We start from the raw sequence: 20,611 nt of genomic DNA, 5'->3' as shown, positions 1-20,611 counted from the left end.
GGCTCCGCGGGTGGCTGACGCCCTCCCCGGATCGGGGAGGATCGACGTGGGGATGGATCTCGCGGGGGACTTCGATCCTCCCGCGAACGAGACTGGCGATCAGCCGTCGATGCGCGGGTCGAGCGAACCGTCCGCGTAGCGCTTGGCCATCTGGGCGACGGAAATCGGGCGGATCTTGGAGCCCTGGCCGGCGGTGCCGAACTCCTCGAAGCGCTGCTTGCAGAGCTTCGTCATCGCCTCCATGGCGGGCTTCAGGTACTTCCGCGGATCGAACTCGGCCGGATTCTCCGTGAGGATCTTCCGGATCTGGCCGGTCATCGCCATGCGGTTGTCGGTGTCGATGTTGATCTTGCGCACGCCGTGCTTGATGCCGCGCTGGATCTCCTCCACCGGCACGCCCCAGGTCGGCTTCATCTGCCCGCCATACTGGTTGATGATGTCCTGCAGGTCCTGCGGCACCGAGGAGGAACCGTGCATGACGAGGTGGGTCGTCGGCAGGCGGCGGTGAATCTCCTCGATCACGTTCATGGCGAGCACGTCGCCGTCAGGCTGCTTCGTGAACTTGTAGGCGCCATGGCTGGTGCCCATGGCCACCGCCAGCGCATCGACCTTGGTCTCGCGCACGAACTTCACGGCTTCGTCCGGGTCGGTGAGGAGCTGGTCGTGGGAGAGCTCACCCTCGGCGCCGTGGCCGTCCTCGGCCTCGCCCGTGCCGCTCTCGAGCGAGCCGAGCACGCCGAGCTCGCCCTCGACCGAGACACCGGCCCAATGGGCCATCTTGGTGACGTTGCGGGTAATCTCGACGTTGTAGGCGTAGTCGGCCGGGGTCTTGCCGTCGGCCTTCAGCGAGCCGTCCATCATCACCGAGGTGAAGCCGTACTGGATCGCGGTGGCGCAGGTGGCTTCGTTGTTGCCGTGGTCGAGATGCATACAGACGGGGATGTGCGGATAGATCTCGACGAGCCCGTCGATGAGCTTGGCCAGCACCACGTCGTTGGCATAGGCGCGCGCGCCCTTGCTGGCCTGCAGGATCACGGGCGAATCGGTGGCGTCGGCCGCGGCCATGATCGCCAGCCCCTGCTCCATGTTGTTCAGGTTGAACGCGGGCACGCCGTAGCCATGCTCGGCGGCGTGATCCAGGAGCTGCCGAAGGGTGATGCGTGCCATGTTCCGTTCCCCATGCCAGTCGATCGGCATCGAACGGCCGATCCCAAACAAACCACCTCATCGTGAGGTGCCGTAGCAGAGCGGAGGCCTCGAAGGAGGGCTCCTGTTACCACTGCGATCCCTGGAGCCCTCCTTCGAGGCCTGCTGACGCAGGCACCTCAGGGCGATGGTGGGATCGCGCCGTGCGTTCTCAGCCCTTCGCCCGCAGCGCTTCGACGCCCGGCAGCTCCTTGCCTTCGAGCCATTCGAGGAAGGCGCCGCCCGCCGTCGAGACGTAGGTGAAGTCGTCGGCCACGCCCGCATGGTTGAGTGCGGCGACGGTGTCGCCGCCGCCCGCGACGGAGACCAGCTTGCCGGCTTTCGTCCGCTCGGCGGCATGACGCGCCGCCGCGACGGTGGCGGCGTCGAACGGCGTCAGCTCGAAGGCGCCGAGCGGGCCGTTCCAGACCAGCGTCGCGGCCTCGTCGATCGCAGCATTGACGAGTTTTACGGAATCTGGACCGGCATCGAGGATCATCGCGTCCGCGGGCACCGCGTCGACCGAAAGCGTCTCGGTGATGGGATTTGCCTTGAATTCCTTCGCCGTCACGGCGTCGGTCGGGAGGATGATGCGGCAGTTCGCGGCCTTGGCGGCCTCGATGATGCGCAACGCCGTATCCGCGAGATCCTTTTCACAGAGCGACTTGCCGACATCCTTGCCCTGGGCATGCAGAAAGGTGTTGGCCATGCCGCCGCCGATCACCAGCATGTCGACCTTGGCGACGAGGTTCTGCAGTAGGTCGATCTTGGTGGAGACCTTGGCGCCGCCGACCAGCGCAATCACCGGATGTTTCGGCGCTTCCAGGCCCTTGGTCAGCGCCTCGAGTTCCGCCTGCATGCCGCGCCCGGCATAGGCCGGCAGCAGCCGCGCGATGCCCTCGGTCGAGGCATGGGCGCGGTGGGCGGCGGAGAAGGCGTCGTTGACGTAGAGATCGCCGTTCTCGGCGAGCGCCCTGGCGAAATCGGGGTCGTTCTTTTCCTCGCCCGGATGGTAGCGGGTGTTTTCCAGGAGCAGGACGTCGCCGTCCTTCAATGCGGCGGTTGCGGCCCTGGCCGGAGCGCCGATGCAATCCTCCGCGAAGGCGACCTCGCGCCCGAGCGCCTTGGACAGCGGTCCGACGACGGGCAGGAGGGAGTCCTTCGGATCGCGCTTGCCCTTCGGCCTGCCGAAATGCGCGAGCAGGACGACGCGGCCGCCCTTGTCGGCGATGGCGCGGATCGTCGGCACGATGCGCTCGATCCGGGTTGCGTCGGTGACGCGGCCCCCGTCCATCGGCACGTTGAGGTCGACGCGCACGAGCACGCGCTGGCCTGCGAGCGAACCGGCGTCGTCGAGGGTACGGAAGGCGCTCATCGGGTCTCGCTCAGGGCTGCGTCGCGGCGGGGGCGGCGCGCTGGGGCAGCATGCTGTCGATGTTGAGCCGCTGTACCGCCACGGTGAGTACCACGGTGAGCACCGCGGTGATGATCGCGGTGAGCACCAGGGCACCGGTGCCGGGGCTGCGCTTCACGCGCTCGTTGATGCTGCGGACTTCGCCGCGGAGCGCCGCGAGATCGGACTGGCGGGCCACCTCGTTCATGCGGGTGGTGGCGCCCTCGATCTTCTCCTCCATGCGGGAGAGGAGCTGCTCGGAGCGGGCGTACTTGTCCTCGATCCGCGCAGTCTTGTCCTCGATCCGGGCGAGCTGGTCTCCGACCGCGGAGCCGGCCGGCGCCGGCGTGCTCGGCGCCACGGCGGCGGCCGGCTTCTCGACGGCCGCCGGTGTCGGAGCGGGAGCGGGGGCTGGCGAAGCCGACATGAAATTCGGTCCACCGATCTTGGTCTGAGCGTCGTCGGCCATCGTTGAAAAGACTCCGGCTGTCGTTCGAGGAGGCGATGCATCCGGAGGGCACCGCCCCCCGGCGCCGATCAGATCAGCTTGCCCAGTGCAACCGCCGTATCGACCATGCGGTTCGAGAAGCCCCACTCGTTGTCGTACCAGGCCAGGATCCGCACGAAGGTGCCGTCCATGACCTTGGTCTGATCGAGGTGGAAGGTCGAGGAATGCGGGTCGTGGTTGAAGTCGATCGAGACGTTGGGCTGGTCGGTATAGGCGAGCACGCCCTTGAGCGGGCCGTCGGCCGCCGCCTTGATCGCGTCGTTGATCTCCTGAACCGAGGTCTCGCGCTTGGCCGTGAAGACGAGGTCCACCGCCGAGACGTTCGGGGTCGGCACGCGGATCGAGGTGCCGTCGAGCTTGCCCTTCAGCTCCGGCAGCACGAGCCCGACGGCCTTGGCGGCGCCCGTCGAGGTCGGGATCATGGAGAGCGCGGCGGCACGGGCCCGGTAGAGGTCCTTGTGCATCTGGTCGAGCGAGGGCTGGTCGTTGGTGTAGGAGTGGATCGTCGTCATGAAGCCGCGCTCGATCCCGACGAGATCGTGCAGCACCTTGGCCACCGGCACGAGGCAGTTGGTGGTGCAGGAGGCGTTCGAGATCACGAGGTGGTCGGCGGTCAGCTTGTCGTGGTTGACGCCGTAGACGACCGTCAGGTCTGCGCCGTCGGCCGGGGCCGAGACGATGACGCGCTTGGCGCCCGCCTCGAGATGGGCCTTGGCCTTGTCCTTCGAGGTGAAGATGCCGGTGCATTCGAGCGCGATGTCGACGCCGAGTTCGCGGTGCGGCAGCTCGGCCGGGTTGCGCACGGCCGTGACCTTGATGCGCTTGCCGTCGACGATGATGAACTCGCCGTCGACCTCGACCTTGCTGTTGAAGCGGCCGTGGATCGAATCGAAGCGCAGCAGGTGGGCGTTGGTCTCGACCGGGCCGAGATCGTTGATGGCCACCACCTCGATGTCGGTGCGGCCGGCTTCGTGGATGGCGCGCAGCACGTTGCGGCCGATGCGCCCGAACCCGTTGATGGCAACCTTCACCGTCACGGCGTGACTCCTTCGCAAGCTGCGGCGCTCCGGCGCCGTTCGATCGGACAATGTTGCGCCGCCACGAGGCGGCACCCGCCGCTCCATGACGGCTCCGCTTGAACCTCGGATGAACCGGGGTGGATCGGCGGCGCCGCGGCCCGGCGGGCGCTCGGGATCATCCGGGCGGCGGACGATCTGCGCGAGGGGCCGGAAGGTGTCACGGGCTGGAATTCCGGAAAACTGTGCGCGCCATGAGACGATCGCGGCGCGCGCCGGGTCTCTAACATGGCGATGGGGGCTGTCAAAGCACGCGGAAGCGCTTCGAAAGGGGATTATGGCGCGGCGAAGGCTGGAAAATTCTTGTCCGCCGGGCGAAACCACGGACGTGGGAGAATGGTGCGAATGGCGGTGATCGCGGACGCGTTGCGGCGGCTGGACTTGGCCATGGTGCGCCTCGAAGCGGCGGTCACCCGGCGCGTCGAGGCCGAGACGGCCCGGGCCGACCGTGACGTCGAGCTGGCGCTGATGGACGAGGACCGCGCGCGCCTCGCCGCCGAGCTCGATGCGGCGAGCGCGCAACTCGCCCGCATGGCGAGCGTCACCGGCGACGTGGAGCGCCGCCTTGGCCGCGCCATCGAGACCGTCGAGACCGTGCTCGACCGCCGCCCGCCGTCGCGTCCCGGGGCCTGAGGGAGACCCGCATGGCCCATGTCACCGTCACCATCGCCGGCAAGACCTACCGCATGGCCTGCGGCGCGGGCGAGGAGGATCACCTCACCGCCCTCGCCACCGGCTTCGACGCCAAGGTCGCCGAGATGCGAAAGGCCTTCGGCGAGATCGGCGACATGCGCCTCCACGTCATGGCCGCCCTCACCGTCTCGGACGAACTCGCCGAGCTGAAGAGCCGTTTCGCCGCATTGGAAGCAGAAGCCGCGGGCCTGCGCGAAGCCGCATCGTCCGGCGAGGCTCGGTTGGCAGAGGGGATCGAGAAGACCGCCGAGCGGATCGAGCGGTTGACGCAGTCGCTGAATACGCCGGCACCGCGGGTGGACGCCACTGGATCGGACGGGGATCGGTAACAGAAGGGTCCCGTGCCCTGCGCAGGCGGCCGGGCGCCGGATCGATTGATTGTCGGCAAATTCCCCGGCCCCGAACGGCTGGTGCCACTGGCGTCCGAGCCCCGTCGCGATTACATCGGTGAGGCGGGGCTGCAGGGTTCGACTGGAGCACTATCCCCGGGGCCTTATCGACTCCCCAGGGAGCTGTCCCTGGCCTTGTCCCTGGACTTGGCCAACACGGCGCCCACCTACACTGTAGGTTTCCCGGGATCGATCCTCCGACGGCCCACGTGGCTCCGCACCTTCATTTTTCAGACATGCCCGACACGCCTGCTCTCCCCGACAAGGCCCGCCTGCGGGCCGAGGTTCTTGCCCGACGCGACGCGCTGGAACCGGAGGCGCGTAAGGCCGGCTCGGTCGCCGTCGCCGAGACCGTGATTGGCATTCCGGCGCTGGGAGACGCGGAACTCGTCGGCGGGTTCTGGCCGATCCGCAGCGAGATCGACCCGCGTCCCCTCATCGAAAGGCTGTTTGCACGCGGCCAGCGCGTGGCGTTGCCGAAGGTGACGCCCAGCGGCCTCGTGTTTCGCGAGTGGCGAGCGGGCGAAGCCCTGGTGCGCGGCGGTTTCGGGTTGAGCGAACCGCGCGACGACTTGCCCGAAGTGTTTCCCACAGCGCTGATCGTGCCGCTGGCGGCCTTCGACCGCACCGGTAACCGCATCGGCTACGGCAAGGGCTATTACGATATGGCGATCGAGCGCCTCTCCAGACGCGGCCAGGTTCTGACCATCGGCATCGCTTTCTCGGTGCAGGAGGTCGCGCACGTGCCGGCCGAGCCGCACGACCGGCCCCTCGACCATCTCGTCACCGAAACCGGCCTCGTGCCGCTGTCGAGGTCTTAGTTTTGCGACTGCTCTTCCTCGGCGACGTCGTCGGCCGTCCCGGTCGCCACGTGGTCGCCGACAGGCTCCCGCGCCTGCGCGAGCGCTGGCGGCTCGATTGCGTCGTAGTCAACGGCGAGAACGCGGCCGGCGGATTCGGGATCACCGAGTCGATCTGCGACGAGATCCTCCAGGCCGGCGCCGACGTCGTCACCCTCGGCAACCACTCCTTCGATCAGCGCGAAGCGCTCGTCTTCATCGAGCGCCAGCCCCGCCTGATCCGCCCGGCCAATTACCCGCCAGGCACGCCGGGGCGCGGCGCGGCCGTGGTCGAGACCCGCACCGGCGCGCGCGTCCTCGTGGTCAACGTGATGGGCCGGCTGTTCATCGATCCGATGGACGACCCCTTCACCGCGGTCGACCGCGAACTGTCCTCCTGCCCCCTGCGCGACGCGGCCGACGCGGTGATCGTCGACGTCCATGCCGAGGCGACCAGCGAGAAGGAGGCCTTCGGCTGGTTTCTCGACGGCCGGGCGAGCCTCGTCGTCGGCACGCACACGCACGTGCCCACCGCAGACCACCGCATCCTGCCCGGCGGCACCGCCTACCTCACCGATGCCGGCATGTGCGGCGACTACGATTCCATGCTCGGCATGCAGAAGGAGGAGCCGCTGCGCCGCTTCCTGCAGAAGACGCCGGGATCGCGGCTGGAGCCAGCTACCGGCGAGGGCACGCTCTGCGGCATCGCCGTCGAGACCGACGATGCCACCGGGCTCGCCAAGGCCGTCCATGCTGTGCGTCTGGGGCCGCACCTGGAGGAAACCTGGCCGCGCGCGTGGGATTGAGGCGTGTGAGCGCGCTGCGGAGTACGCGCGCGGCTTGATCGGTCCGGGACCAGACGCCAGAGTGCGCGCCGATCGGCCCCGCCTCGCAACAGGTGGGCTCGACCCAACGAGAGCCCGGATCCGATGGCGGCCCGACCCGCGTCCCCTCCCCTCAGCAAGCCCGGCATCTACCTCGTCCGGATGCTGGTCTTCCTGATTCTCGTCGGCTTCCTCGCCTTCGTTCTCTTCCGGCAGATCACCCCGGCCTTCCTCGCCAATCCGGGCCTGAACGGCCTCATCCTCGGCGTCCTGCTGATCGCGGTGCTGCTCGCCTTCGGGCAGGTGTTTCGGCTCTTCCGCGAGGTCTCCTACGTCAACGCGGTCGCGGCCGGCGAAACGCCGGCCAAGGGCGGGGCGCGCCTGCTCGGCCCCCTCGTGCCGGCGATCGATGCGCGCCGGGACGGCGCGACGCTCTCGGGGACCCGCGCCCATCTCGACACCACCGCCGTGCGCCTCGACGAGGGCCGCGAGATCCTGCGCTACGTCGCCGGCATCCTGATCCTGCTCGGCCTGCTCGGCACCTTCTGGGGCTTGATCGACACGCTCTCGGCGGTCGGCAACGTGATCAGCGGCATGCGCGGCGGCGGCGACGCCGCCGTGATGTTCGACGAACTCAAGAACGGCCTCGCCGTGCCGCTCTCCGGAATCGGCCTCGCCTTCTCGGCCTCGCTGTTCGGCCTCGCCAGCTCCCTGGTGATCGGCTTCCTCGACCTCCAGGCCGGTCAGGCCCATGCCCGCTTCCACAACGAGCTGGAGGATTGGCTGGTCTCGGGCGAGGAGCAGGCGGTGACCGTGAAGGGTGCCGTCCCAGCGCCGCAGCAGGACCCGGCTTTCTCCCGCGAATTGCAGGAGACCCTCGATCGGCTCACCAAGGTCGTCGCCGAGGGTTCTGGCAGCCGTTCGGCCACGCAGGCCATGACCAATCTGGCCGAGGGTATCCAGGGCCTGGTGCAGCACATGCGCGCCGAGCAGCAGATGATCCGCGACTGGGTCGAGGCCCAGGCCAGCCGCGAAAAGGAGTTGAAGCAGGTGCTCGACCGGCTCGGCCGCGAGCGCGTGGACTCGTAGGATGGCTTCTTCCCGCGTCCGCAGCGCACGCGGCATCAACGTCTGGCCGGGCTATGTCGACGCGCTGGCCACGCTGCTGCTCTCGGTGGTGTTCCTGCTCACGATCTTCGTCGTGGGGCAGTTCTTCCTCTCGCAGGAGCTGACGGGGCGCGACGAGGTATTAAACCGCCTCAACCGCCAGATCGCCGACCTCACCGACCTGCTCGCCCTGGAGCGCTCGAGCCGCCGCACGCAGGAGGAGAGCGCCGCCTCGCTCAAGAGCAGCCTGGAGCGCGCCGAGAGCGACCGCGACCGCTTCCAGGCTCTGGCCGACGCGGCGCAGGCGGACAAGGGCCAGTCGGCCGACGTCGACAAGCAACTCGTGGCCGAGCGCGGAGCCACCACGCGGGCGCAGAACCAGATCGACGTGCTCAACGACCAGATCCGCGCCATGCGCCGCCAACTCGCGGCGCTGGAGGACGCGCTCTCGGCCTCGGAGAAGCGCGACAAGGAAAGCCAGACCCGCATCGCCGAACTCGGCAGCCGCCTCAACGTCGCGCTCGCCCAGCGCGTGCAGGAACTCGCCCGCTACCGCTCCGACTTCTTCGGGCGCCTGCGCCAGATCATCGGCAACCGCTCCGACGTCCGTATCGTCGGCGACCGCTTCGTGCTGCAGTCGGAGGTGCTGTTCCCGGTCGGGTCCGCGACCCTGAAGCCAGAGGCTGGCCCAGAGATCGACCGCATCGCGAACGCGATCCTCGACATCGCCAAGGAAATTCCGGCCGACATTCCCTGGGTGCTGCGCGTCGACGGCCACACCGATACGCGGCCGATCCAGTCGGCGCAGTTCCCTTCGAACTGGTCGCTCTCGGCGGCGCGCGCCATCGCCGTGGTGCAGTATCTTCGCGGGAAGGGCATCCCGCCGCAGCGATTGCTGGCGGGTGCCTTCGGCGAATTCCAGCCGCTCGATGCAGGGAGCACCGAGGAGGCCTATGCGAAGAACCGGCGGATCGAGATGAAGCTGACGGAGCGGTGACGCGTCACGCGGAGGCGAAGATGCCGCGATACGCGAACAACCCCGGCGCACCGCCGGTCATCAGGAACAGCACCGCATCGCCCGGCCGATAGGCCCCGGCCCGCACGTCGGCGAGCAAACCCGAAAAAGCCTTGCCGCTATAGACCGGATCGAGCAGCAGCCCTTCGGTCGTCGCCATCAGCCGCACCGCTTCCAGCATCCCGTCCGTCGGAATGCCGTAGCCGTCGCCGCGGTGGTCGCCGTCGATGACGATGGCGTCGCCGGGAAGCGAGACGCCGATCAGGTCGGCGGTGGCCTCGGCCTTCTCCAATGTGATCCGTCGGGCCTCCTCGAGCGGCGCGAGCACCGTGTAGGATTTCGCCAGACGGGGATTACGTCCGAGCGCCGTCAAGCCGGCGACGAGCCCGGCATGGGTGCCGCTGCTGCCGTTGGCGGTGACGACCTGCGCGAGGTCGAGACCCATCGCCGCCGACTGATCCAGGACCTCGGCGGCACAGGCGGCGTAGCCGAGGCAGCCGAGCGCGCTCGATCCGCCGGAGGGGAAGACCGCGACGCGCCGGCCCTCCCGCTCCAGTTCGGCGGCCCGCGCGTGGGCGGCGGCAAGCGAATCTGCGTCGCCCGGCAGCAGGTGCACGCGGGCGCCGAACAGTTCGTGCAGGAGCCGGTTGCCGTTGCCGGTATAGTCGGGATCGTCGCGGGCCACCGAATGCGTGAGGAATAGCTCGCAGGCAAATCCGCAGCGTGCGGCCGCCGCAGCGGTCAGCCGGGCGTGGTTCGATTGCAGGGCGCCGACCGTGATGACGGTGTCGGCGCCGTCCGCCCGCGCCTGCCCGAGCAGGAATTCGAGCTTGCGCAGCTTGTTGCCGCCACCGCCCACCGGGCCGATGTCGTCCCGCTTCACGAACAGGCGTACGCCGGCGAGCGCAGCGCCGAGATGCCGGCTCAGCCCGTCGAGGGGCTGGATCGGCGTCGGCGCGTCGGTCAACGCGACTCGTGGGAAGCGGGAGAGGTCGAGCATCGGCTACTCCGCCGGCAAGATTTCCGCGGACAAGGCTTCGCGCTTGAGGTGCGGGTCGCGCGGCCGGGCGCTGTCGTCGAGGGCGTCGGTGAATTGCAGGCTCGCGAGCTGCGCGTAGAGCTTTCCGCGGGCGAGCAGGCTCTCGTGGGTCCCCTCCTCGACGATGCGGCCGCCGTCGAGCACCAGGATGCGGTCGGCGGCGCGGATCGTGGCGAGGCGGTGGGCGATGACCAGGGTGGTGCGGCCCTCCATCAGATGGTCGAGGGCGTTCTGCACGGCGCGCTCGCTCTCGGCGTCGAGGGCCGAGGTCGCCTCGTCGAGGAGCAGGATCGGGGCGTCCTTGAGGATGGCGCGGGCGATGGCGACGCGCTGGCGCTGGCCGCCGGACAGCGTCATGCCGCGCTCGCCGACCACGGTGTCGTAGCCCTGCGGCAGGGCCCGGATGAAGCCGTCGGCATTGGCGAGCTGCGCCGCCCGCACCACGTCGGCCTCGCTCGCGTCAGGTCGCCCGTAGCGGATGTTGTCGACGATGCTGCCCGAAAACACCGTCGGATCCTGCGGCACCAGCGAGAGGCGTTCGCGCAGCGCATCCGGATCGGCGGCGGTGATGTCGACGCCGTCGACGCGCACGTGCCCGCCCTGCGGATCGTAGAAGCGCAGCAGCAACTGCAGCACCGTGGTCTTGCCGGCGCCCGAGGGGCCGACCAGCGCCACGCGCTCGCCCGAGGCGACGTTGAAGCTGATGCCGTCGAGCGCGTTGTGGCCGGGCCGGGTCGGATAGACGAAGCGCACGTCCTCGAACGCGACCTCACCCCGCGGCGGTTGCGGGAAGCTGACCGGATTGAGAGGTGTCCGGATCGTCGGTTCGGTGGCCAGGATCTCGCCGAGGCGCTCGGCAGCGCCTGCCGCCTGCGCCAGTTCGCCGTAGACCTCGGAGAGCTGTCCCAGCGCACTCGCGCCGAACACGGCGTAGAGCACGAACTGCGACAGCACGCCGGCGGTCATGGTGTTCGAGAGGACGCTCTGCGCGCCGTACCACATCACCCCGACGACGGAGCCGGAGATCAGGAAGATCGCCACGCCCGTCAGGATCGCGCGGGCCGTGATCGAGGCGAGGGCTGCGGAATAGGCGTTCTCGGCAGCGCCCCGGAAGCGCGTGGTGGTGGCCGGCCCCATGCCGAAGGCCTGCATGGTGCGCACCGCACCGATCGCCTCCGAGGCATAGGCGGATGCGTCGGCGAGGCGATCCTGCGCCGCCCGCGAGCGGCGGCGGACGCCGCGCCCCGACAGGATCAGCGGAAACACGATCAGCGGGATGGCGCCGAGCACCAGGATCGAGAGCTTCGGGCTCGTCCAGACCATCATCGCGACGGCGCCGACGAAGAGGAAGGCGTTGCGCAGCAGGATCGAGATCGAGACGCCGAACACGGCCTTCACCTGCGTCGCGTCGGCGGTGAGGCGTGAGACGATCTCGCCGGATTGCGTGCGGTCGAAGAAGGCCGGATCGAGTGTGGTCAGCCGAGCGAAGACCGCGCTGCGCAGGTCCGCGACCACGCGCTCGCCGAGGCTCACCACGGTATAGTAGCGGCCGGCGCTGGAGAGCGCGAGCACCGCCACGACGCCGAGCAGCGCCAGGAAGTAGCTGTCGATGAAGGTGTGGCCCTCGGGCGAGAAGCCGTGGTCGATCACCCGGCGGATCGCCACGGGCACCACCAGCGTGGCGCCGCTCGCGAAGACCAGCGAGAGGAAGGCCGCGAAGATGCGTCCGCGATAGACGGCAGCGAAGGGAATCAGCGGCTTCAGCGCACCGAGCGGCGCGCGCTTGGCGGCATCGCCGCTCGCGTCGGCCGTGCCTGCCCCGCCCCTTCGCTTTCCCCTCGCCCCACGGGCGGTGTCACGCGCGGCGGCCATCGGTCCTCGTCATCGTTTCGTCCCTGTCGTGTCTTGCTTATGGTTCTGGCGCCGGCCTTGTTCGCCGGGTGCGGCTGGGGTATAGGCCCGGCTTCACCGAAACGCGCGTGATATTCGGCCGCGGACCGCTGCGCCGTCCGGTCGGCGTGACCCAATCAGGACTTCGTCATGGCAAAAGATGCGGCCGCCAAGGCCAAGGGGACCGAGCATCCCGACTACCACTTCATCAAGGTCGTGATGACCGACGGGTCCGACTACATGACCCGGTCGACCTACGGCAAGGAGGGCGACGTCCTCAACCTCGACATCGACCCCTCGACGCACCCGGCCTGGACCGGCGGCGAGCAGAAGATGCTCGATCGCGGCGGCCGCGTCTCGCGCTTCAACTCGCGCTTCGGCAGCATGGCCTTCGGCAAGAAGTAATTTTTGGGGCTCTGGCGTTCGGCCAGGTCTCGGACAGAAAAAAGGCGGCGCCCGAGGGCGCCGCCTTTTTCGTGTCCGGTGCCGATCGGGACGATCAGAGTCCGCCGAAGGCCGAGCGCAGCAAGCCCTGCTGGGCCGCGACCGGGCTCTCGACCGGGCGCGGTGTCGGGCGATCTTCGGTGATCAGGCCGTCGAGGTGCAGGATACGGGCATGCAGCCGGCGCGAACGCTCGACGAGATCCTGAAGCCGCTCCGGCAGCAAGGCGAAGCCGTCGCCTTCGTCGATCATCCGGGTTTCCGACGCGGTCAGCTTGACCCTCCGCTTCTCTTCCTGTGCTTGGCCATGGGTGATCTCGCCCTCGGCGACGGCGCGCTGGACCAGCAGCCACGATGCGATCTGCATCAGGCGCGTGGTGAGCCGCATGCTCTCGCCGGCATAGGCCAGCGTCGCATCACGCGAGGCGCCCCGCGACTCGTCGCGCCCGTTGCCGTCGAGATAGGCCGCCGTCTCCTCGACCAGGGTCATGCCGTCGCGGAACAGGCCCTTGAAGCTTTCGGAGGCGACGTAGGTTTCGCCGAAGCTGACCCAGTCGCTGTCGTCCCGGAACATGACGTCTAAGCCGGTCATCGTGTCTCCTGTGGCCCATCCGTTTGGATACGGCTTGAGAAAGCGAATCCGTGGGGCCGACGGAGTGAACCTAGCGCATTCCGCGCCGGCCGCACCGTTTACCAGGGCTTAACGTTAATCGGCCGGCTTGGTGCCTCGGCGCCCGTTCACGTTCACGCGCGGCCGGAGGGCGCGACGGCGCAAAAAAAAGCCGCCCCGGAGGACGGCTTTGACGAAGTCGAACAGGGAGGCATCAAACAGAGTGGACGGAACCACTCGATATCCAGCGCACTGGACATGCTCTCGTCATGACTTCGAAAGGTTAATGGACCGTTACGGTCCGCCTTCCCCGCCGGCCCGCTGGCCTTGTCAGGGCAGGCCCCTTCTACGATCTGAGGCATGCCGGGCCGTCCGGCCGAGGCCAGGCCAGAGGACGAGGCGTGAGCAAAACCGAAAAACAGAAGATGCTGGCCGGTGAACTCTACCGGCCGGGCGATCCCGAGATCCAGGCGGACATCGCGGCCACCAAGGACTGGATGGTCTGCTACAACGCGGCCTTCGCCGCGTCCCCGGCCGAGCGGCGTGCCTTGCTCGCCGAGCGCTTCTCCCATGTCGGAGCCGACGCGGTGATCCGGCCGCCGTTCTTCTGCGACTACGGCTTCAACATCAGCATCGGCGACGGTGCGTTCATGAACTTCAACTGCGTGATTCTCGACGTCTGCAGCGTCACCATCGGCCACGGCACGCAGATCGGTCCGGCCGTTCAGATCTACGCGGCGGATCATCCGCGCGATCCCGAGCCGCGCAGGGCCGGGCTCGAATTCGGCCGGCCGGTGGTGATCGGCTGCAACGTCTGGATCGGTGGCGGTGCACTGATCATGCCGGGCGTCACCGTCGGCGACGACGCCGTGATCGGCGCGGGCGCCGTGGTGACGCGGGACGTCGCCCCCGGCACGACGGTCGCCGGCAATCCGGCGCGTCCGATCGTGAGCCGAAGCATGGCGTCGAAATGACCTGTTCGAATTGACTTGGGCAGGACCATCCGACATAAGCCCGCGTCATGTGAAGCGGCGCCCCCTTTCGGGCGCTCTTCGCGCTTGCCGACACATTTCTTGAGGGACGGTTCGGTCCTCAGCGCGCCCTGGCGCCGCTTGGATCCTCATCCCGTCCGCCGGAGTCCATGCCATGAAGAGAACCTACCAGCCGAGCAAGCTCGTTCGGAAGCGCCGCCACGGTTTCCGCGCGCGTATGGCGACGGCCGGCGGCCGCAAGGTCATCGCCGCCCGCCGCGCCCACGGCCGCAAGAAGCTTTCCGCCTAAGTCAGCGGATTGCGCGTACCGGCCCGTCGGGGCCGGGCGCCGGAGGTCAGTGGCTGTGCCGAGCATTCGACGCCTGAGGCGGCGACCGGACTTCCTCGCCGCGGCATCCGGCCGGCGCTACCATACCGAGCGCATGACTGCGCAGGGTCGCCTCCGCGAGCCTGGCGAGATGCGCGACGGCGGCCCCGCCGAGGGGGTCTATCTCGGCTTCACCATCACCAAGCGGGTCGGCCACGCCACCGAGCGGAACCGCATCAGGCGCCGCCTGCGCGGTGCCATCGCGGTGCTCGGCGACGACGCGCCCGGCTGCCCGGCCGATGTCGTCTTGGTGGCGCGCCGCCCTGCCCTCGATGCCGCCTTCGAAACGCTCGTCGATGACCTGCGCCGGTCGCTCAAGGCGGTGACCAAGCCGCGCGGCCCCAAGGACACGCCTGCTGGCAGGAGTGGCGGCTCCGGCGCCGCGGCCCCTGGCGCTCGGCCCCGAACGGGGGCACATGTCCCCCGCCAGCCGAATCCCGGCAAGATCAAAACACAGACGGCGCACGGATCGACCGATGGGTAACGACAAGACGAACATGTTCGTCGCGATCGCCTTGTCTCTGGCGGTGCTGCTCGGCTGGAACTACTTCGTCGCTGCGCCGATGAGCGAGCGCCAGCGTCAGACCCAGGCCCAGAACAAGGCCGCCGGTCAGCCGCTGGGCAGCGATGCCGTCCCTACGCCGAGCTCGAAGGAGGGTGGCCCCTCCGCTCCCGTGCCCGGCACCGTGCCGAGCGCCGGTCAAGCGCCCGTCTCGCGCGACGAGGCCATCGCCCGTTCGGCGCGTCTGCGCGTCGACACCCCGGCCTTGTTCGGCTCGATCGCCCTCAAGGGCGGCCGCATCGACGACATCCTCCTGAAGAATTACCACGAGACCGTCAGCGACGAGAGCCCGCGCATCGTCCTGCTCTCGCCCACCGGCAGCGCCAACCCCTACTATGCCGAGTTCGGCTGGGTCGGTGCCGATGCCGGCCCGTTGCCGAATTCCGAGACGGTCTGGAAGGCCGATGCCGAGGTTCTGACGCCGGGCAAGCCCGTGACCCTGACCTGGGACAACGGTGCCGGCCTCACCTTCAAGCGCATCGTCGCCGTCGACGACAAGTTCATGTTCACGGTACGCGACGAGATCGACAACACCGGTTCCAAGGCCGTCACCCTCTATCCCTACAGCCTCGTCTCGCGCTGGGGTAAGCCGCAGACCCAGGGCTACTACGTGCTGCACGAAGGCCTGATCGGCGTGCTCGGCACCGATGGCCTGCAGGAATACACCTACGACCACGTCGCCAAGGAGCCCGCCTACGGCGGTGCGAACACCAAGGGCAAGGCCTGGACGAACGTGACCGGCGGCTTCGTCGGCATCACCGACAAGTATTGGGCTGCGGCCTCGATCCCCGATCAGGACAAGCCCTTCACCGGCGCCTTCACCGAGCGGACCGATGGCGCCACCAAGGTCTACCAGACCAGCGTGCGCGGCGATGCCGTCTCCGTCGCGCCCGGCGCGTCCTCGGTCGCCACGCAGCGCCTGTTCGCCGGCGCCAAGGAGGTCAACCAGATCAACGCCTACCAGAAGGAACTCGGCATCAAGCAGTTCGATCTGATGATCGACTGGGGCTGGTTCTGGTTCCTGACCAAGCCGATGTTCAAGGCGCTGGATTTCTTCTTCCACTTGCTCGGAAACTTCGGCGTCTCGATCCTGCTCGTGACCGCGATTCTGAAGCTGTTCTTCCTGCCGATCGCCAACCGCTCCTACGTCTCCATGGCCAAGATGAAGGCCGTGCAGCCCGAGATGGCCTCCATCCGGGAGCGGTACAAAGACGACAAGATGAAACAGCAGCAGGCCATGATGGAGCTGTACAAGAAGGAAAAGATCAATCCGGTCGCCGGCTGTTGGCCGGTGCTGATCCAGATCCCGGTCTTCTTCGCGCTCTACAAGGTGCTGTTCATCACCATCGAGATGCGGCACGCGCCGTTCTTCGGCTGGATCCAGGATCTTGCCGCGCCGGATCCGACGAGCCTGCTCAACCTGTTCGGCCTGCTGCCGTTCGCGGCGCCCGACTTCGTCCATCTCGGCGTCTGGCCGCTGGTGATGGGCGTGACGATGTTCGTGCAGATGAAGATGAACCCCACGCCGCCGGACCCTGTCCAGGCGCAGGTCTTCACCTTCATGCCGATCATCTTCACCTTCATGCTCGGCTCGTTCCCGGCTGGCCTCGTGATCTACTGGGCCTGGAACAACACCCTCTCGGTGATCCAGCAATACGTCATCATGCGCCGCAACGGCGTGAAGGTGGAGTTGTGGGACAACCTGAGGGGCACGTTCAGCAAGAAGACGCCGCCCGGCAAGGGCGCCGCCGCCAAAAGCTGAAGATCAAGGGCTGACGTGACTTCATCCGACACCGAACAGGCCGGCCTCACCGAGGCCGGCCGCCTGCTTTTCGCCGGAGCCGCCGACTTCATCGCCGCCGCGCCGTCGATCGGCGTGCTGCCGCCGATGGACGGCGTCGAGATCGCCTTCGCCGGCCGCTCCAACGTCGGAAAGTCGAGCCTCGTCAACGCGCTGACGGGCCGGAATACCCTGGCGCGCACCTCGCACACGCCGGGACGCACCCAGCAGCTCAACTTCTTCAAGATCGGCGAGCGTCTGACGCTGGTCGACATGCCGGGCTACGGCTACGCCGCGGTGGAGAAAGCCAAGGTCGCGGCCTGGACCGAACTGATCCACGCCTACCTCAAGGGCCGGGCCAACCTCGCCCGCGTCTTCATGCTGATCGACTCGCGCCACGGCCTGAAGGAGATCGACACGGACGTGCTCGACGGCCTCGACAAGGCGGCGGTGTCCTACCAGATCGTGCTGACCAAGGGTGACGCGCTCAAGAAGCATGAGATCGACGCGCGCATCGCGGGCATCCAGGCAGCCATCGCGCGCCGGCCTGCGGCGTTTCCCGAAATCCTGCTGACTTCGAGCCGTGATGACCGCGGCGTGGCGGAGTTGCGCGCTTGCGTGGCGCGGCTGTTGTCCGAGCGCGGCGCGTGACCCCACTCGACCGCGTTCTCCTCGCGCTCGCCGGCCTCTCGGGCCTGCTCGGCGTCGCAGCGAGTGCGGCTGCCGCCCATACCAGCGGCTGCGAGACGCTGAAGACCGCCGCGCAGTTCCTGCTGTTTCACGCGCCGCTCGTCGTTGGGCTCGTGACGCTCGGCGCTTCCGGGCTGACCGGCCCGCGCATCACCCGCGCGGCGGCGGCCGCGGTGCTGATCGGCCTCGCGCTGTTCAGCGGCGATCTCGCCATGCGGTCGCTGACCGGCGCCGCCCTGTTCCAGATGGCCGCGCCGTCCGGCGGTTTCGCGCTGATGGGCGGTTGGCTGCTGGTCGCCGTCGCGGCCTTGGTGCCCGTGCGCCGCTGACTCCTACTTGATCAGGTCCGGCAATGGCGGCGTCACACCCGCCGGCAACGCGGTGCGAGCCATGTTCAGGGTCATGGCGAGCAACGTGTAGTAGCCGTTGATCCCGGCGAGATCGATCGCGCCCTGTTCCCCGAACTTCTCCACGACACGTGCGTAGGTCTTGTCGCTGACCGCCTTGTTGCGGTGGAGCTCGGTCGCGAAGGCGTAAACTAGGGTCTCGTCCTCGCCCATCGCGTCGGGGCGGCGTCCCTCCCGGACGGCCTCGACGATGGCCGGATCGAGACCGGCCTTCCGCGCGATCGGCTCGTGGATCTGCCATTCGAGCTGCTGGCTCCACTCTCGCGCCGTGAGCAGGATTGTGAACTCGCTGAGCTTCAGCGGCACGACGCTGTTGTAGCGCAGGTAGAGTCCCATGTTGCTGGCGTTCAGCATCAGTTGCGGGCTGCGCAGCAGCGGCACGAACGGGCCGAACACCGGCACCTTGCGGGCCACCAGGAACTCTTCGGAGGCCTTCTTCTGGGCCTCAGTCTGCGTGTCGGCCGGGATCTCCGGCATCCGGTCCTGCGCGCGTGCGGCTGAGGGTGCCAGGAGGCCGAACGCGAAGGCGAGTGCAATGCGCGTACGCATGTTCATAAATCCCGTCGGCCGTCAGCCGGGCAAAACCGGCGGATGATACTCCAGCGTGAAGGCCAGCGCCCACAGCAGGAACAGCACAACCGGCAGGTGGAAGATCAGTTGCAGGAAGCTGAAGCCGACGATGTCGCGCGCCTTCAGGCCGAGGATGCCGAGCAGCGGCAGCATGAAGAACGGGTTGATCAGGTTCGGCAGGGCCTCCGCTGCGTTGTAGACCTGCACCGCCCAGCCGAGATGCACTTTCAGCTCGTTGGCCGCCTGCATCACGTAAGGCGCCTCCAGCAGCCACTTGCCCCCGCCGGACGGCACGAAGAAGCCGAGCACGGCCGAATAGACGCCCATCGCCAGCGGGAAGCTGCCCTGCGTGTTCAGCGCGACGAAGGCGTGGGTGATGACGTCGGCGATGCTGCTGCCGGCGGCATTCTTGGCGCCCGTCAGGATCGCGGCGATGGCGGCATAGAACGGGAACTGGATCAGGATACCGGCGGTGGCGGGCACCGCTTTCCCAAGCGCGTTCAGGAAGCGCTTCGGCCGCCAATGCAGAACGAAGCCGAGCATCAGGAACAGGAAGTTGTAGGTGTTGAGGTTCGAGATCGCGACGATCCAGTCCTGGCGCGCGAATTCCTGGATCAGCCAGCCGACGGCGAGAAATCCGATCAGGATGGTGAGCAGCGGGGCGTGTTCCAGCCATTCGCCGGGCTGTCGGGGGCCGGTGATCGGCTCCTCTTCGCGGCGCGGATCGATGCCGAGATCCTGCGCCGTCACCGCGCTGTCGCGGCCCGGGGCGGAGGCGAGCGCGATCACCGCCGACATCGTGACGAGCACGGCGGCGATGAGCATCGACTGCCAGAGGAAGATCGTCTCGCTGAAGGGGATCACGCCGGTGATCGGCAAGAGGCTCGGCGGCAGGCTCTTGGCGTTGGCCTGGAGTTGTGCGGCCGAGGACGACAGGCCCATGGCCCAGGTCGCGCCGAGGCCGAGATAGGCGGCGGCGCCTGCCGCGCGGTAATCCATGCGCAGATCTTCGCGGCGCGCCAGCGCGCGGGCCAGAAGTCCGCCGAAGATCAGGCTCAGGCCCCAGCTCAGCAGGGAGGACAGCATCGTCGCGATGGCGATGAGGCCGATCGCGCCGCGCCCCGTCTTCGGCACCAGCGCGATGCGGTCGATCAGGGCCTGCACGGGCGGCGAGGTCGCGACGACGTAGCCGCCGATGGTCACGAAGACCATCTGCATGGTGAAGGGGATCAGGCTCCAGAAGCCGTCGCCGAAACTCTTGGTGACCGCCTGGACCGGCGCACCGTTGAGGAGCGCGGCCCCCGCCACGATGACCACGGCGATGGCCACGAACACGAAGGCGTCCGGGAACCACTTCTCCGCCCATTCGGTGAAGCGGAGCGCCAGACGCGCCAGGGCGCTTTCCTCTTTGCGTGGTCCTCGGTCGGGGTCGCTGCCCTGCCTCGGTGTCCGCTGCGCGTGTTCGGCCATGGTCGCCCTCTCCTGCGCAGCATAGGCGCCGAAACCGGGCGCGGCCTCAAGGGACTACGGCGCTCAAGGCGCGCGAACGCTCAGGAATTCCACGGCCTTCGCCTGTTCCGCCACGAAGACGCCCGCGGTCAGCGCGCCGCCATAGACCGCGCCGGTGTCGAGGTTGGTGCGATAGGCATGAACCTCCGCGCGCGTGTCCGAGAGCGGCGTGTGTCCATGGACAACGTGGCGGCCGAAATCGTGAGGCTCTGAGAGAAACGGTTCGCGGATCCAGAGTCGCGTCTCGATGTCGGGATCGGGCACCTCAGCCTCCGGCCGGAAGCCGGCATGGACGTACCAGCGCAGGGCGTCTTCGTGCAGCGTCGGCAGCGCCTCGATCCAGTCGAGCACGTCGCCGGGCAACTCTTCCGGCCCCGCGGCGCCGAACGCGGCGAGCGTCTCCGCGCCGCCGTTCTGGAGCCAGAGATCGAGGGCGCCGCGCTCCTGCAGTGTCTTCAACAGCATCGCCTCGTGGTTGCCCATCAGGCAGACGACCGCCTCCTCCTCGCGCCATTGCAGCTTGCGCAAGGTTTCGATCACTCGCGCACTGTCGGGGCCGCGGTCGATATAGTCGCCGAGGAAGACGAGTTTCCGCGCGCGGCACGCCGCGTGAGCGTCGATTTTTTCGAGCAGGGCGTCGAGAAGGTCGGCGCAGCCGTGGATGTCGCCGATGGCGTATGTCAGCGTTGCCGCAATCATCCTCTCGTTGTCGGGGCAAAGTCTTG

General features: G+C 68.2%; 23 protein-coding genes and 1 other RNA gene. 14 read left to right on the top strand and 10 right to left on the bottom strand.

Annotation, left to right across the window (positions count from 1 at the left end):
* Positions 1-99: 99 nt before the first annotated feature.
* From fba to gap, 4 genes are all read right to left on the bottom strand, one after another.
* Entirely contained in the window at positions 100-1,167 is a 1,068-nt protein-coding gene (gene fba / locus FV217_RS00815) for a class II fructose-bisphosphate aldolase (RefSeq protein ID WP_147813294.1), read from the bottom strand.
* 190 nt (positions 1,168-1,357) lie between these two features.
* Positions 1,358-2,560 (bottom strand): phosphoglycerate kinase, encoded by a 1,203-nt coding sequence (locus FV217_RS00810; protein ID WP_147813291.1) that lies wholly within the window; start codon positions 2,558-2,560, stop codon positions 1,358-1,360.
* 10 nt (positions 2,561-2,570) lie between these two features.
* Positions 2,571-3,047: a hypothetical protein gene (locus FV217_RS00805; RefSeq protein WP_238231089.1), complete on the bottom strand. Its 477-nt coding sequence runs from the start codon at positions 3,045-3,047 to the stop codon at positions 2,571-2,573.
* Between the two features lie 68 nt (positions 3,048-3,115).
* Positions 3,116-4,123: a type I glyceraldehyde-3-phosphate dehydrogenase gene (gap, locus tag FV217_RS00800; RefSeq protein WP_147813289.1), complete on the bottom strand. Its 1,008-nt coding sequence runs from the start codon at positions 4,121-4,123 to the stop codon at positions 3,116-3,118.
* Positions 4,124-4,507: 384 nt separating this feature from the next.
* On the opposite strand from gap, the gene FV217_RS00795 reads away from it, so the two are divergent.
* The 7 genes from FV217_RS00795 to FV217_RS00765 all read left to right on the top strand — a co-directional run bounded on the left by FV217_RS00795 (position 4,508) and on the right by FV217_RS00765 (position 9,011).
* Positions 4,508-4,795, top strand: a complete 288-nt coding sequence (locus FV217_RS00795; protein WP_238231091.1) for a DUF4164 family protein — start codon at positions 4,508-4,510, stop codon at positions 4,793-4,795.
* An 11-nt stretch (positions 4,796-4,806) separates the two neighbouring features.
* Positions 4,807-5,184 carry a cell division protein ZapA gene (locus FV217_RS00790; RefSeq protein WP_147813285.1) on the top strand — a complete coding sequence of 126 codons (378 nt, stop codon included), beginning with the start codon at positions 4,807-4,809 and terminating at the stop codon, positions 5,182-5,184.
* A gap of 123 nt (positions 5,185-5,307) precedes the next feature.
* Positions 5,308-5,464, top strand: a non-coding RNA gene (gene ssrS / locus FV217_RS00785) — 6S RNA.
* A 16-nt stretch (positions 5,465-5,480) separates the two neighbouring features.
* Positions 5,481-6,065: a 5-formyltetrahydrofolate cyclo-ligase gene (locus FV217_RS00780; RefSeq protein ID WP_147813427.1), complete on the top strand. Its 585-nt coding sequence runs from the start codon at positions 5,481-5,483 to the stop codon at positions 6,063-6,065.
* Between the two features lie 2 nt (positions 6,066-6,067).
* Positions 6,068-6,889, top strand: a complete 822-nt coding sequence (locus FV217_RS00775; RefSeq protein ID WP_147813283.1) for a TIGR00282 family metallophosphoesterase — start codon at positions 6,068-6,070, stop codon at positions 6,887-6,889.
* 123 nt (positions 6,890-7,012) lie between these two features.
* Positions 7,013-7,996 (top strand): MotA/TolQ/ExbB proton channel family protein, encoded by a 984-nt coding sequence (locus FV217_RS00770; RefSeq protein WP_147813281.1) that lies wholly within the window; start codon positions 7,013-7,015, stop codon positions 7,994-7,996.
* Position 7,997: 1 nt separating this feature from the next.
* Positions 7,998-9,011: a peptidoglycan -binding protein gene (locus FV217_RS00765; protein WP_147813279.1), complete on the top strand. Its 1,014-nt coding sequence runs from the start codon at positions 7,998-8,000 to the stop codon at positions 9,009-9,011.
* A 4-nt stretch (positions 9,012-9,015) separates the two neighbouring features.
* Here FV217_RS00765 and FV217_RS00760 read toward each other — a convergent pair whose 3' ends face one another.
* Together FV217_RS00760 and FV217_RS00755 are read right to left on the bottom strand one after the other, a co-directional pair.
* Positions 9,016-10,029, bottom strand: coding sequence for a D-cysteine desulfhydrase family protein (locus tag FV217_RS00760; RefSeq protein ID WP_147813277.1), 1,014 nt, complete (start codon positions 10,027-10,029; stop codon positions 9,016-9,018).
* A gap of 3 nt (positions 10,030-10,032) precedes the next feature.
* Positions 10,033-11,940 carry an ABC transporter transmembrane domain-containing protein gene (locus tag FV217_RS00755; protein WP_147813275.1) on the bottom strand — a complete coding sequence of 636 codons (1,908 nt, stop codon included), beginning with the start codon at positions 11,938-11,940 and terminating at the stop codon, positions 10,033-10,035.
* A gap of 168 nt (positions 11,941-12,108) precedes the next feature.
* Here FV217_RS00755 and rpmE point away from each other — a divergent pair, with 168 nt between their 5' ends.
* On the top strand, positions 12,109-12,363 hold the full coding sequence (gene rpmE, locus FV217_RS00750; RefSeq protein WP_147813273.1) for a 50S ribosomal protein L31: 255 nt from the start codon (positions 12,109-12,111) through the stop codon (positions 12,361-12,363).
* A 94-nt stretch (positions 12,364-12,457) separates the two neighbouring features.
* On the opposite strand, the gene FV217_RS00745 is transcribed toward rpmE, so the two are convergent.
* Positions 12,458-12,991 (bottom strand): DUF1465 family protein, encoded by a 534-nt coding sequence (locus FV217_RS00745; protein WP_147813271.1) that lies wholly within the window; start codon positions 12,989-12,991, stop codon positions 12,458-12,460.
* Positions 12,992-13,410: 419 nt separating this feature from the next.
* Here FV217_RS00745 and FV217_RS00740 point away from each other — a divergent pair, with 419 nt between their 5' ends.
* From FV217_RS00740 to FV217_RS00715, 6 genes are all read left to right on the top strand, one after another.
* The gene (locus FV217_RS00740) at positions 13,411-13,983 is read left to right on the top strand and encodes a sugar O-acetyltransferase (RefSeq protein WP_147813269.1); all 573 of its coding nucleotides are present in this window, start codon (positions 13,411-13,413) and stop codon (positions 13,981-13,983) included.
* Between the two features lie 172 nt (positions 13,984-14,155).
* Positions 14,156-14,290, top strand: a complete 135-nt coding sequence (gene rpmH, locus FV217_RS00735) for a 50S ribosomal protein L34 (protein WP_055947927.1) — start codon at positions 14,156-14,158, stop codon at positions 14,288-14,290.
* 55 nt (positions 14,291-14,345) lie between these two features.
* Entirely contained in the window at positions 14,346-14,852 is a 507-nt protein-coding gene (locus FV217_RS00730) for a ribonuclease P protein component (protein WP_147813266.1), read from the top strand.
* Positions 14,845-16,692: a membrane protein insertase YidC gene (gene yidC, locus FV217_RS00725; protein WP_147813264.1), complete on the top strand. Its 1,848-nt coding sequence runs from the start codon at positions 14,845-14,847 to the stop codon at positions 16,690-16,692. Before FV217_RS00730 ends, yidC begins: the two co-directional genes overlap by 8 nt.
* A 15-nt stretch (positions 16,693-16,707) precedes the next feature.
* Complete coding sequence (gene yihA, locus FV217_RS00720; protein ID WP_147813262.1) at positions 16,708-17,361, top strand: ribosome biogenesis GTP-binding protein YihA/YsxC; 654 nt, start codon at positions 16,708-16,710, stop codon at positions 17,359-17,361.
* The gene (locus tag FV217_RS00715; protein ID WP_147813260.1) at positions 17,358-17,729 is read left to right on the top strand and encodes a DUF423 domain-containing protein; all 372 of its coding nucleotides are present in this window, start codon (positions 17,358-17,360) and stop codon (positions 17,727-17,729) included. The genes yihA and FV217_RS00715 overlap by 4 nt, the downstream gene beginning before the upstream one ends.
* A 3-nt stretch (positions 17,730-17,732) precedes the next feature.
* Here the strand turns inward: FV217_RS00715 and FV217_RS00710 are convergent, their stop codons facing one another.
* From FV217_RS00710 to FV217_RS00700, 3 genes are all read right to left on the bottom strand, one after another.
* On the bottom strand, positions 17,733-18,356 hold the full coding sequence (locus tag FV217_RS00710) for a carboxymuconolactone decarboxylase family protein (RefSeq protein ID WP_147813258.1): 624 nt from the start codon (positions 18,354-18,356) through the stop codon (positions 17,733-17,735).
* 21 nt (positions 18,357-18,377) lie between these two features.
* Positions 18,378-19,847 carry a TIGR00366 family protein gene (locus FV217_RS00705; protein WP_147813256.1) on the bottom strand — a complete coding sequence of 490 codons (1,470 nt, stop codon included), beginning with the start codon at positions 19,845-19,847 and terminating at the stop codon, positions 18,378-18,380.
* Positions 19,848-19,910: 63 nt separating this feature from the next.
* Positions 19,911-20,585 (bottom strand): metallophosphoesterase family protein, encoded by a 675-nt coding sequence (locus FV217_RS00700; protein ID WP_147813254.1) that lies wholly within the window; start codon positions 20,583-20,585, stop codon positions 19,911-19,913.
* Between the last annotated feature and the right edge of the window lie 26 nt (positions 20,586-20,611).

It is taken from the genome of Methylobacterium sp. WL9, from assembly GCF_008040035.1.
Classification (GTDB): domain Bacteria; phylum Pseudomonadota; class Alphaproteobacteria; order Rhizobiales; family Beijerinckiaceae; genus Methylobacterium; species Methylobacterium thuringiense.
Note: the sequence above shows the minus strand (reverse complement) of the source record. Positions and strands in the feature narration are given on the sequence as shown.

Excerpts from the sequence above, each read along its gene's own strand:
- FV217_RS00780 (WP_147813427.1), top strand. The coding sequence starts at position 5,481 with ATGCCCGACACGCCTGCTCTCCCCGACAAGGCCCGCCTGCGGGCCGAG.
- fba (WP_147813294.1), bottom strand. The coding sequence starts at position 1,167 with ATGGCACGCATCACCCTTCGGCAGCTCCTGGATCACGCCGCCGAGCAT.
- FV217_RS00795 (WP_238231091.1), top strand. The coding sequence starts at position 4,508 with ATGGCGGTGATCGCGGACGCGTTGCGGCGGCTGGACTTGGCCATGGTG.
- rpmH (WP_055947927.1), top strand. The coding sequence starts at position 14,156 with ATGAAGAGAACCTACCAGCCGAGCAAGCTCGTTCGGAAGCGCCGCCAC.
- FV217_RS00810 (WP_147813291.1), bottom strand. The coding sequence starts at position 2,560 with ATGAGCGCCTTCCGTACCCTCGACGACGCCGGTTCGCTCGCAGGCCAG.
- FV217_RS00710 (WP_147813258.1), bottom strand. The coding sequence starts at position 18,356 with ATGCGTACGCGCATTGCACTCGCCTTCGCGTTCGGCCTCCTGGCACCC.
- FV217_RS00790 (WP_147813285.1), top strand. The coding sequence starts at position 4,807 with ATGGCCCATGTCACCGTCACCATCGCCGGCAAGACCTACCGCATGGCC.
- FV217_RS00805 (WP_238231089.1), bottom strand. The coding sequence starts at position 3,047 with ATGGCCGACGACGCTCAGACCAAGATCGGTGGACCGAATTTCATGTCG.
- FV217_RS00770 (WP_147813281.1), top strand. The coding sequence starts at position 7,013 with ATGGCGGCCCGACCCGCGTCCCCTCCCCTCAGCAAGCCCGGCATCTAC.
- FV217_RS00755 (WP_147813275.1), bottom strand. The coding sequence starts at position 11,940 with ATGGCCGCCGCGCGTGACACCGCCCGTGGGGCGAGGGGAAAGCGAAGG.
- FV217_RS00765 (WP_147813279.1), top strand. The coding sequence starts at position 7,998 with ATGGCTTCTTCCCGCGTCCGCAGCGCACGCGGCATCAACGTCTGGCCG.
- yidC (WP_147813264.1), top strand. The coding sequence starts at position 14,845 with ATGGGTAACGACAAGACGAACATGTTCGTCGCGATCGCCTTGTCTCTG.
- FV217_RS00745 (WP_147813271.1), bottom strand. The coding sequence starts at position 12,991 with ATGACCGGCTTAGACGTCATGTTCCGGGACGACAGCGACTGGGTCAGC.
- FV217_RS00760 (WP_147813277.1), bottom strand. The coding sequence starts at position 10,029 with ATGCTCGACCTCTCCCGCTTCCCACGAGTCGCGTTGACCGACGCGCCG.
- FV217_RS00705 (WP_147813256.1), bottom strand. The coding sequence starts at position 19,847 with ATGGCCGAACACGCGCAGCGGACACCGAGGCAGGGCAGCGACCCCGAC.
- FV217_RS00700 (WP_147813254.1), bottom strand. The coding sequence starts at position 20,585 with ATGATTGCGGCAACGCTGACATACGCCATCGGCGACATCCACGGCTGC.
- rpmE (WP_147813273.1), top strand. The coding sequence starts at position 12,109 with ATGGCAAAAGATGCGGCCGCCAAGGCCAAGGGGACCGAGCATCCCGAC.